The sequence below is a fragment of the Pseudomonas sp. ICMP 3272 genome (assembly GCF_001466905.1).
Classification (GTDB): domain Bacteria; phylum Pseudomonadota; class Gammaproteobacteria; order Pseudomonadales; family Pseudomonadaceae; genus Aquipseudomonas; species Aquipseudomonas amygdali.
On sequence record NZ_LKEK01000042.1, the window covers coordinates 56,134 to 66,881 of the forward strand.

At 59.3% G+C, this 10,748-nt stretch carries 7 protein-coding genes; 2 read left to right on the plus strand and 5 right to left on the minus strand.

Annotated features, from left to right (window positions below; genetic code table 11):
* Window position 1 precedes the first annotated feature (1 nt).
* Entirely contained in the window at window positions 2-1,579 is a 1,578-nt protein-coding gene (locus tag AO068_RS08445) for an ABC transporter ATP-binding protein (protein ID WP_058408118.1), read from the plus strand.
* A 50-nt stretch (window positions 1,580-1,629) separates the two neighbouring features.
* On the opposite strand, the gene AO068_RS08450 is transcribed toward AO068_RS08445, so the two are convergent.
* Window positions 1,630-2,799: a PilT/PilU family type 4a pilus ATPase gene (locus tag AO068_RS08450; protein WP_058402324.1), complete on the minus strand. Its 1,170-nt coding sequence runs from the start codon at window positions 2,797-2,799 to the stop codon at window positions 1,630-1,632.
* 123 nt (window positions 2,800-2,922) lie between these two features.
* Between AO068_RS08450 and AO068_RS08455 the strand changes: the two genes are divergently transcribed.
* A complete protein-coding gene (locus AO068_RS08455) occupies window positions 2,923-3,198 on the plus strand; it encodes a peptidylprolyl isomerase (RefSeq protein ID WP_002553334.1) in 276 nt (91 codons plus the stop codon).
* A 74-nt stretch (window positions 3,199-3,272) separates the two neighbouring features.
* On the opposite strand, the gene pgm is transcribed toward AO068_RS08455, so the two are convergent.
* From pgm to AO068_RS08475, 4 genes are all read right to left on the minus strand, one after another.
* Window positions 3,273-4,919 (minus strand): phosphoglucomutase (alpha-D-glucose-1,6-bisphosphate-dependent), encoded by a 1,647-nt coding sequence (gene pgm / locus AO068_RS08460; protein ID WP_058408119.1) that lies wholly within the window; start codon window positions 4,917-4,919, stop codon window positions 3,273-3,275.
* Window positions 4,920-5,034: 115 nt separating this feature from the next.
* Window positions 5,035-7,362 (minus strand): ATP-dependent DNA helicase, encoded by a 2,328-nt coding sequence (locus AO068_RS08465; protein WP_058408120.1) that lies wholly within the window; start codon window positions 7,360-7,362, stop codon window positions 5,035-5,037.
* Window positions 7,363-7,467: 105 nt separating this feature from the next.
* Complete coding sequence (locus AO068_RS08470) at window positions 7,468-8,874, minus strand: aminotransferase-like domain-containing protein (RefSeq protein ID WP_058408121.1); 1,407 nt, start codon at window positions 8,872-8,874, stop codon at window positions 7,468-7,470.
* A gap of 91 nt (window positions 8,875-8,965) precedes the next feature.
* Window positions 8,966-10,468, minus strand: coding sequence for a hypothetical protein (locus AO068_RS08475; protein WP_058408122.1), 1,503 nt, complete (start codon window positions 10,466-10,468; stop codon window positions 8,966-8,968).
* Window positions 10,469-10,748: the final 280 nt, after the last annotated feature.

Sequence of the window (10,748 nt, forward strand, 5' to 3'; positions counted from 1 at the left end):
CATGTCGGAAAACCTGATCGAAATCCGCGACCTGAGCGTCGCCTTCAACGGGCAGAAAGTGGTCAGCAACCTGAGCCTGGACGTGCGCCGCGGTGAATGCCTGGCATTGGTGGGTGAATCTGGCTCCGGCAAGTCCGTTACTGCCCATTCGATCCTGCAACTGCTGCCGTGCAACGGCACGCTGACCACCGGCAGCATCACCTACCGCGGTCAACAACTGGTGGGTGCCGACCAGCGCACCCTGCGCGAGCTGCGTGGCAACCGCATTGCGATGATTTTCCAGGAACCGATGACCTCGCTGAACCCGCTGCACAGCGTGGCCCGGCAGATAGGCGAGACGCTGCTGCTGCATCGCGGCATCAGTGGCCGTGAAGCGCAGAAACGCATTGTCGAGCTGCTGGAGCTGGTAGGCATTCAACAGCCGGAAAAACGCCTGAAAGCCTACCCGCACGAACTGTCCGGAGGCCAACGCCAGCGGGTGATGATAGCCATGGCACTGGCCTGCGAGCCGGAGCTGCTGATTGCCGACGAACCAACCACTGCGCTGGACGTCACCGTGCAACGCAAGATCCTCGTGCTGCTCAAAGAGCTGCAGCAGCGCCTGGACATGTCGCTGCTGTTGATCAGTCATGATCTCAATCTGGTTCATAGTGTGGCGCAGCGCGTCTGCGTGATGCGTGCCGGCGAGATCGTCGAGCAGTCCGATTGCAAATCGCTGTTCAAATCGCCACAGCATCCTTACAGCCGTCTGCTGCTCGACGCCGAACCTGCGGGCGAGCCGCTGCCACGCGACACGCGGGAAACGGTTCTGCAGGTCGACAACCTGAAAGTCTGGTTCTCCCTGACCGGCGGCATTCTGCGGCGGCACAAGGAGTACCTCAAGGCGGTGGATGACATCAGCCTGAGTATCGAGCGCGGCAAGACCCTCGGTATCGTTGGTGAGTCGGGTTCCGGCAAGTCGACACTGGGCCAGGCGATCCTGCGTCTGCTGGAGTCACGCGGCAGTATCCGCTTTCGCGGGCAGGCGCTGGACGGCCTGAGTCAGAAACAGATGCGCCCGTGGCGTAAAGAGATGCAAGTGGTCTTTCAAGACCCTTACGGCAGCCTCAGCCCGCGCATGTCAGTGGCGCAGATCATCAGTGAGGGCCTGGAGGTACACAGCCAGTACAACCCGGCGAAATGCGATGCAGAGGTTATTCGGGTACTGGAAGAAGTCGGCATCGACCCGCAGAGCCGGCATCGCTACCCCCATGAGTTTTCCGGCGGTCAACGTCAGCGTATCGCCATTGCGCGGGCGCTGGTGCTGAAACCCGCGCTGATTCTGCTCGACGAGCCTACCTCGGCGCTGGACCGCACCGTGCAGAAACAAATCGTCGCACTGCTGCGCGAGCTTCAGGAAAAGCACGGCCTGACGTACCTGTTCATCAGTCATGACCTGGCGGTGGTCAAGGCCCTCGCCCATGATGTCATCGTGGTAAAGGACGGCAAGGTTGTCGAGCGCGGCGCCAGCCATGATGTGTTCGACTCACCGCAGCACCCCTACACACAGGAATTGCTGGCGGCGGCGCATCCTGACTGATCTGGCCCATAACGAAGCTTCTGCGCGGAGGGCGCAGGAGCTTCACCGATTTACGCCTGCGGCCCCGGCGCGTCGTCATCGACCAGCCCCCACTCGGCGGTACTTGCCGTGCTGCTGCCGGTAGGTGCTGGCGGCGGTGTGGTCAGGGTTCCGGCACCGCCTTCACTGTGCAATTTGAGGCGCAGGCGTACGTTGTTCTGCGAGTCCGCGTTCTTCAACGCCTCCTCCTCGCTGATCGCCCCTTCGACGGCCAGATTGAACAACGCCGTGTCGAAGGTCTGCATACCGAGGCTGCCGGATTTCTCCATGATGCCCTTGAGCTCGGTCAGTTCGTTGCGCTGAATCAGGTCGCGAATGGTCGGCGTGCCCATCATCACTTCCACCGCTGCGCGGCGTTTGCCGTCCGGGGTTCTGACCAGTCGCTGGGAGACGAACGCCTTGAGGTTGTTGCCCAGGTCATGCAGCAACTGCGCACGACGCTCTTCCGGGAAGAAGTTGATTATCCGGTCCAGCGCCTGGTTGGCGTTGTTGGCATGCAGGGTCGAGATCGCCAGGTGGCCGGTGTCGGCAAACGCCAGAGCATGCTCCATGGTCTCGCGGTCACGAATTTCGCCGATCAGAATCACATCCGGAGCCTGACGCAACGTGTTCTTCAGCGCCGCGCGGAAACTGCGGGTATCGACCCCCACCTCGCGCTGGTTGACGATGGACTTCTTGTGCCGATGGATGAATTCGACCGGGTCTTCAATGGTGATGATATGGCCGCTGGCGTTGCGGTTGCGGTAATCGATCAGCGCTGCCAACGAGGTCGATTTGCCCGAGCCGGTGGCACCGACGAACAACACCAGGCCGTGCTTTTCCATGATCACATCGAGCAGTACGGGCGGCAGGAACAGGTCCTCGAAACGCGGAATATCCAGCTTGATATTCCGCGCGACGATTGACACCTCGTTACGCTGCATGAAGATATTGATCCGGAACCGGCCGATGCCCGCCAGCGAAACGGCAAGGTTCATCTCCAGTTCGCGCAGGAATTCGAGCTTCTGCTCCTCGTCCATCAGCCCCTGAGCAATCAACGCCACCTCGCCAGGCTTGAGGGTTTCACTGCCCAGCGGCTTGAGCACGCCGTTGAACTTGGCGCACGGCGGCGCTCCGGTGGAAAGATACAGGTCCGATCCGTCCTGACTGGCCAGAATCTTCAACAGCGCCGGAAAATCCATAATCAATACCGTACAAAATGAAGTAAAAAGACGACGACCGTCATGACGGCACGCGTGACGCGCGGGCGTCGATCAGCAAGTGCAGGCATAATGGCAGCCTTTTGCAGCAGGTGATATTGCGACATGAAAGCCCAAGCCCGCCATATTCTGGTGAAGACCGCCGAAGAGGCCGAACAGCTCAAGCTGCGCATTGCCAAGGGTGAGGCGTTTGACGTGCTGGCTAAAAAGCATTCTAGCTGCCCGTCCGGCAAACGTGGCGGCGATCTGGGCGAAGTCCGGCCAGGGCAAATGGTCGGTGCCATCGATCAGGTGATCTTCAAGAAGCCGCTACGCGTGGTGCACGGCCCGATCAAAAGCAAATTCGGTTATCACCTGGTGCAGGTCTTCTATCGCGACTGAACCACAGGTCAAAAGCTGAAAAACCCCGAACCGGGTCAGGTTCGAGGTTTTTCGGGCGTTGACCAGAGCGGTGATTACTTCGGCGAAATCGCCCCGTCCACCAGCACTTGAGCTTCTGCTACCAGGCGCTTGAGGTGATCTTCGCTGACAAAACTCTCGGCGTAGATCTTGTAGATGTCCTCGGTGCCTGAAGGGCGTGCCGCAAACCAGCCGTTTTCGGTCATGACTTTCACGCCACCGAACGCCTGATCATTACCCGGTGCGTTGCTGAGTACCTTCTGAATCGGCTCACCCGCCAGTTCGGTGGAACTCACCTGCTCTGGCGACAGCTTGCTCAGCAGCGCCTTCTGCTGCGGGTTGGCCTTGGCGTCGACGCGGGTCGAGAACGGCTCGCCCAGCTCGTCGGTCATGGTCTTGTACGTTTCGCTCGGGTCACGACCGGTACGGGCAGTCATTTCCGCAGCCAGCAAGGCCGGAATCAGACCGTCCTTGTCAGTGGTCCAGACCGTACCGTCGCGGCGCAGAAACGAGGCTCCAGCGCTTTCTTCACCGCCAAAGCCCAGCGAACCCTCGAACAGGCCCTGCGCGAAATACTTGAAGCCGACCGGCACTTCGTACAGGCGTCGGCCCAGGCGCGCAGCCACACGATCAATCATGCCGCTGCTGACCACCGTCTTGCCGACTGCCGCATCGGCGCGCCACTCAGGACGGTTCTGGAACAGGTAATCGATGGACACCGCCAGGTAGCTGTTAGGCGTCATCAGGCCACCGCTCGGAGTCACGATGCCGTGGCGGTCGTGGTCCGGGTCACAGGCAAATGCCACTTGATAACGGTCCTTGAGACCGATCAGGCTCTGCATGGCATGGCTGGAAGACGGGTCCATACGAATCTGGCCGTCCCAGTCAACGGTCATGAAACGGAACGTAGGGTCGACAAATTTATTGACCACATCCAGGTTCAGGCCGTAATGCTCGCCAATCGCCGACCAGTAGTTCACTCCGGCCCCACCCAGCGGGTCGACACCGAGACGCAGGCCCGAATCGCGAATAGCGTCCAGATCGATGACGTTCTTCAGGTCGGCTACGTAAGTGTTGACGTAATCATGGCGGTGAGTGGTGTCGGCACGCAGTGCTTTTTCATGACTGATGCGTGAAACGCCAGTGACTTTATCGGCCAGCAGTTCGTTGGCCTTGTTCTCGATCCACTTGGTGATATCACTGTCAGCCGGGCCGCCATTGGGCGGGTTGTACTTGAAGCCACCGCTTTGCGGCGGGTTGTGCGACGGCGTAATGACGATGCCATCAGCCAGCCCCGAAGTACGGCCACGGTTGTAACAGATGATGGCGTGAGACACCGCAGGGGTTGGCGTGTATTCATCGCCTTGCGAGATCATCACCTCTACGTCGTTGGCAGCCAGCACTTCAAGAGCAGTGGCAGCGGCTGGCGTGGACAACGCATGGGTATCAGCGCCAAGGAACAAAGGGCCGTCGATACCATTTGCCTTTCGGTACAGGCAGATCGCCTGGCTGATAGCCAACACGTGCCATTCGTTGAAGCCCAGATCGAACGACGTGCCACGGTGTCCGGAAGTGCCGAACGCAACGCGTTGAGCAGGTACCGATGCATCAGGTTGACCGGTGTAGTAAGCCGTGACCAGTCTCGGAATATCGACCAGTAACTGCGCAGGTGCCAGCTTGCCGGCGAAAGGACTGAGACTCATACAACCTCCACTAAGAAATGAAATACGGAGAAAAAATAAAGACTTGCTGCAGGTAAAAACATAATCGATGCGGCAGTTTACTGGCAGTTCGACAGCGCTGCTTGAGTATCGATCCCTAAGCCGTTGACGTTTCAGGCCGCCACCACGCCGGAAACAGCTGCTTGACCTTGTGCTCGGCAAAACGATCGTCAATCAGCATCACCACGCCACGATCACTCTGGCTGCGGATCACCCGCCCCGCTGCCTGCACCACCTTCTGCACGCCGGGGTAAAGATAGGTGTAGTCGTAGCCAGCACCGAACAGTGCAGCCATGCGCTGCTTGAACTGCTCGTTGACCGGGTTGAGCTGCGGCAGCCCCAGCGTGGCGATGAACGCGCCGATCAACCGTGCGCCCGGCAAGTCGATACCCTCACCAAAGGCACCGCCCAGTACCGCAAAACCGATGCCCTGACTGCTCAGGGTAAAGCGGTCGAGAAACGCGTGACGCTCACTCTCGCCCATGCCCCGCGCCTGCTGCCAGAGGGTGATGTGCGGATGAGTCTGCGCCATCAGTTCAGCCACTTGTTGCAGGTAATCAAAACTGCTGAAAAACGCCAGATAGTTACCCGGCCGCGCTTCGAACTGCTCGGCCATCAGCTCGACAATCGGTGCCAGCGAGGCCTGACGATGAGTGAAACGCGTGGAAATGCGGCTGACAATCCGCACGTCGAGTTGGTCGTGACTAAACGGTGATTCCACATCAATCCAAGCTGTGTTGACCGGCAGCCCGAGCAGGTCCGCATAGTAATGCCGCGGGTTGAGCGTTGCGGAAAACAGCACGGTGCTGCGCGCAGCGGTCAGGCGCGGACGGATGAAGCGTGCTGGAACCACGTTACGCAGGCTGAGGCGCGACAGAATGCGTTTGCCGCCCGCCTCGCGCCGGGTGATGTCGAATATAAAATGCTCGTCGAACAGCTCGGCGATGCGTGCAAAGCCGATGGCTTCCAGATAGAAACCCTGCAACGTGCCATCCACTGCCTGCGGGTGCTCGTTGAAATGATCACCAATGGTCGAGATGCACTGGTTCAGGCTGCCGATGAGTTTTTCCGGTGCCGCCGAGTACGCCTGATAGGCAGCGGGCTGCACTTTGTGCAGCGCATTCCATTGCCGGTCGAGACGCTGCAAGGCTTTTTTAACGGGTTCGGGCGACGTCTGGATCAGGGCTTTCAACTGGCTCTGATCAAGACTGGCGCTGTACATCTGCCGGGCCCGCTCGACCATGTTGTGCGCTTCGTCGACCAGCACCGCCACGCGCCACTGATTGAGCTGGCCGAGGCCGAACAGCAGCGCACTGAGGTCGAAGTAATAATTGTAATCAGCGATTACTACATCAGCCCAGCGTGCCAGTTCCTGGCTGAGGTAATACGGACAGACCTGATGCCGCAATGCGGCCTCGCGCACGCCAGCCTGATTCAGCCAGGGCGACTCAAGTGCAGCGGCGCGTGCAGCTGGCAGACGATCGTAAAAGCCATTGGCCAGTGGACAGGAATCTCCGTTGCAAGCCTTGTCCAGATGCTCGCAGGCCTTGTCCCGCGCCACCAGTTCCAGCACCCGCAGCTTTAGCTCCGGCGCACTATGATTGATGACCTCAAGCGCATCCAGCGCCAACCGACGCCCGGGAGTCTTGGCGGTGAGAAAGAAAATCTTGTCGAGCTGCTGACCGGGCGCCGCCTTGAGCAATGGAAACAGCGTGCCCACCGTCTTGCCGATGCCCGTGGGTGCCTGAGCCATCAGACAACAGCCGGTGCTCACCGCCTTGTACACCGACTCGGCCAGCACCCGTTGCCCGGTACGAAAGGACGGATGAGGAAACTTCAGGCTGCCCAGCATCTTGTGCAGCGCCTGCGTATGCGCCATTTGCTGCTGCGCCCAGCCGAGGAATATCGTGCACTGTTGCTCGAAGAACTGTTGCAGCGTCGTTGCACTGAATGACTCGCGAATCAGGGTTTCCTGCTCGCTGACAATGTTGAAATACACCAGTGCCAGCGTCACTTGCTCCAGTTGCAGACGCTGGCAAAGCAGCCAGCCGTAGACCTTCACCTGTGCCCAGTGCAATTGACGGTGGTTGGCAGGCATCGCATCCAGCTCGCCGCGATAGGTCTTCACTTCTTCCAATTGATTGCGACCGGCGTCGTACCCGTCCGCCCTGCCCCTTACCGTCAGCTCGCGATAGTCACCACTCAATGAGAGCTCGGCCTGGTAGTCAGCACCACGACGCGACGCGACCGTACGGTGTCCGGCAATCCCTTCCTGAGCCGTTGGCGATGGTGTGAAGCGCAGGTCAAGATCGCCGACCTTGGCGGTGAACTCGCACAGTGCGCGCACGGCCACGACATAACGTGCAGGCGAGTCACTGATGAGGGCTGGCTCGGAGTCGGGTTTTACAGGGGCGGTCGGGGTCACTGCGCTGGGAAGCCGTAGGTTGTGAATACTGGACAGGCGTCCAGTTAACAGCCTTGAATCACGTCTGGCAAACATAAATGGATCGACGGCCTGCGATGTAAGTGTCTAGGGCAGACGCGCCTGTGCTAACGCTTCTCCCAACGCGCCCAGGCGCGCGGCCGGATCCTGGCTCCAGTCGATGGCGTAGCTGATCCACAAATGCTGCCCGTAGCGGTTTTGCAGGCTGAACAGTTCGCCGGGAGTAATGACGATACGCTGGGCAAGTAGCCTGTCGAAGACCTGGCGCATGTCCACGGGGTGTACGCTCTCGGCCCAGACGCCGCAGCCGCCCTCGGGTACCTGATAACGCAACGTTCCACCCGTCTGTTCATCCAGTTGCCTTGTCATCGACTGCATGCGTCTGGCCAGGGTTTCTCGCAACGCCATCAGTTGCCTGTCCAGACGACCACTGCTGCACAGCCTGGCAATGGCTCGCTGACGAATCGGCGGCAGTTCGAATGCTCGCAGCCAGAAATACTGCTGCCAGCGCACCTCAAGAGTTTTGCACAGCAGGTAGCCATAAGGAGCTTCAGGCCCAAGGCTCTTGTCAAATGCGCCGATAATCACCAGCCGTTGTGGGTCAACCCAGTGGCGCAAAGGGACCTGCTCGTGAGCAAATTGCACACCCGCATGGCTGTCATTTTCCAGCACCCAGACCTGGTGGCGGTTTAACGCTTGCGCAACGGCCTCGCTGTTACCCGGCGGGCGCAGGCTGCCTCGCACCGGGTTCATCAACGAAGGCAACACGACAAGCCCGATATCATTGTCGCGCAACAGGCTATCGAGTCGCGCAGGATCAAGGCTGTCGGTCTCGTCCAATGGCAGCTCGATAACGCGGATGTCGAACGATTGCAGCAAGCGCAGCAACGCCCAGGCGCAAGGCGACTCCACCAGTACCACAGCGCCGCGCAACCCCAACGTTTCGATAACGGCCTTGAACGCCCCATGCAGGTCCGGGGCGACATAGACATTGTCAGCGTGCCAGCAGTGTTCCGCGTCGCGGGTATAGCGGGCTGCCAGCGCGGTGCGCAGCTCTGGCTCGCCGAACGGCTGAAAACCTGGCTCCCGCAGGCGCGGGTAACGGCGAACCAGTTCTTGCTCCATTGCCGGCAGCGGACTTTCCTGTGCATGCAGAAGGGTCGGTTCATCGCACCCCAGCAGCGACATGCCCGGGCGACGGGCGTTATCACACAGTACGTGCAACAGATCGCCATCGCTGTCAGGGCATGCTCGCCCTTCCCTGTTCCCGCTGCACGGTGCCGAGTAATAGCCGGACTTGGGAAGCGAATAGACGCGCCCTTCCTTCTCCAGCAGCGAATAGGCACTTTGCACCGTGGATATCGATACGCTCAGTCGCTGTGCCAGCTGTCGCAGTGACGGCATCTTCAGCGCCAGCTCGCCTTGCTGCTGGTCGACCAGCCGCACAAGGTAGCGGTAAACCGCCTGATAGGCGAAATCCGTGTTGTTTTTCATCCAGGTATCCGCCGCTCAGCCAGACCAGGCTTCAGAAAATCGCGACATGACTGACGCCGGTTGCCGACAGCAGCCATGATCCGAAACCGGTTCAGCGCCCGGAAAGCATCTCGACCACTGCCTGACCGGTCGCCGGGTCAACGGTCATGATTCGGCGTTTGTCAGGATCGGCAGCGCGAATTCTGGCGATGATCGAGTGCGGGTCATCGAAGTTCACCCGTTGTTTGCCGTAGAGGTTTTGCAGCGATTTGAGGTTCAGTCCGCTGATATCCACCAACCACTGCATCACTTGATCCGGGGCCGTCGAGCCTGACAGCGCCTTGTGCAGATCCGGCAGTGCCACCAGCATGCCGGGATGGCAGCGGCGCAGAAATGCTTCCAGGCCATCGCCCTGATTGACGAATGGCGAGAACAGCATGCAGACCAGTTGAGTCTCGTTCAGGCCAAACCCCTCCTGAGCGAAGCCTGAAGCCAGCTCGCGACGCGTCTCGATTCGCGCCCGCCCGGCATAAGCGCTGAGCGCCTGATCGATCAATCGCGGCGGCATCTGCTTTCTGCGCATCAGCGATGTTGCCAGTTCAAGGTATTCGGCTATCCCGTCGGCATAATTGCGCTCTTGCAGGTACTGCGCAGTCAGGCCACGCATATGAGCCATCAGCAAAGGATTGGCGCAATCGGACTCACTGAAGCCGAACGACAGATCATCGAAGCGGAAATCAAGAAATTCGGTCAGCAGATTCCAGTGCTCATCCGCCTTGCAACTGACCAGATCGGCGATGGTGATAAAGGCTGGCGCGTTGGCTTTTTCAGGGACCGCTATGGATCGGTTTGCCCGCGGGCTGTCTTCGCCGTCCCCGTACAGTTCGTGGTAATACGCCTGGCCGATCGTGTCGATGACCTTGAGTACGCCAGCTAGCGTCTGGTTGCCCCAGCTGCCCGTGTACTGCCCGGAGCGCTGGGCCAGACGCATGATCCACGTCGCATACTGCCGCTGCTCTCTGCGTGAATCGCCGCTGACCACAGCATCGACACCGTTACCCCAGCTCAACGCACGCCCCAGAAATTCTGCCAGCCCCAGGTAGCAGGTATTGCAAAACGTGGTTCGGGCGTCACCTGCGGACAGGTGTCCACCGAGCAGCATGTCCAGGCGATTCTGCTCGCGCCCTGCGCTGGAGAAAGGCAGATCCGGCTCGAAGGCCTGGGTGTACTGGTTGTCGATCACCAGCGTTTCGACGCGCGGGTCGTCATACAGAAACAATGCTGAATAGGTGCGGTTGATGTTATCCATCACTGCGGGGGTCATGCCCGCGTGACGTCGGTTGGCGACCCGCAAATTGAACGTACCGGGCGATCGACAGGCAATGCTCAACTGGGCGGCGCGCAAAAAGGCCAGCGTGTAGGCACTGTCCTTGCCTCCGCCAAACGCCACCAGCACCTTGAAACCGGAAATTCGCTCGATCCCGCCAGCCGCGACAATCAATCGCTGAATCAACAACTGCAACGCAGTGCGTTCCGCACGGGTGAAATACCCCAGCAAACGTTGCAGCACTTGCTGATAGACGTAATTCATTGCCTGTTCGTGGATAGAACTCATTGTGTGTCACCTGCCTGTCGCTCAAGACGCGACACGGTGCAGGCAGAACATTGAACATCAAGCTGACAACCAAGTTTATAGTCGAGCATGACTCATTCCCTGAGTGGTAATTACCGACGCATTATCAATATCTTCAAAACAATTACAATAGACAGTTTTCTTTTGAAAACAACGCAGAATGTTTACATAAGGCGGCCGTATTAGACAACGCGTTTAAACGCCTCACTCATTCAGCAGCCAAGGACTTATCATTTTGCCAATTATACTCCACGCCAGATCC